The following is a 452-nucleotide window of genomic DNA, read 5'->3' as shown; positions in this document are numbered from 1 at the left end:
ACTCATGATTGCCCCAAGCGTTGATTGATTGCCTGTTCAGCACGTTGTAAGGCGACGGCGATATCTTCAATCAGTGCCGCTTGCTCACCGATACGGCGCTCACGGCAGCGCTCTTGTAATTGGCTGCTCAGGTTCATCAACTGGGTCGTACCCAAGTTGGCGCAAGCCCCTTTTAGCGCATGAGCAACTTCGAAACCATTGGCATTATCATTTTTTTGTTGGGCAGCTCGTAACTTTGTGAGGCGCTGGTAACTATCAGCAATATAAACTTGTATCAAGTCGGCAAAGTCTTCTTCTAGCAAGTCACGCATGTCTTCAAATTGTTCGTGATTGATAATTTCTTCATCAGAAGCAGCATTGATAGGATTGTTATTAAAATTTTCAGTCATAAGGGTATGTCCAATATCGTAAAATTAGTGCAGTTCGAATAACCACAATAAACAGTTTAGGGC

At 43.8% G+C, this 452-nt stretch carries 1 protein-coding gene; it reads right to left on the bottom strand.

Annotated elements, in window-relative coordinates; translation table 11 throughout:
- Positions 1-2: 2 nt before the first annotated feature.
- A complete protein-coding gene (locus tag AAEZ08_RS22765) occupies positions 3-389 on the bottom strand; it encodes an Hpt domain-containing protein (RefSeq protein ID WP_025651023.1) in 387 nt (128 codons plus the stop codon).
- Positions 390-452: the final 63 nt, after the last annotated feature.

The sequence above is a fragment of the Pseudomonas sp. E45-MNA-CIBAN-0222 genome (genome assembly GCF_040310405.1).
Taxonomy (GTDB): Bacteria; Pseudomonadota; Gammaproteobacteria; order Pseudomonadales; family Pseudomonadaceae; genus Stutzerimonas; species Stutzerimonas stutzeri_AC.
This window is presented reverse-complemented; position numbering and strand designations above follow the sequence as displayed.

What these genes read in the sequence shown, in the direction of transcription:
- AAEZ08_RS22765 (WP_025651023.1), bottom strand. Translation starts at nt 389, where the DNA reads ATGACTGAAAATTTTAATAACAATCCTATCAATGCTGCTTCTGATGAA.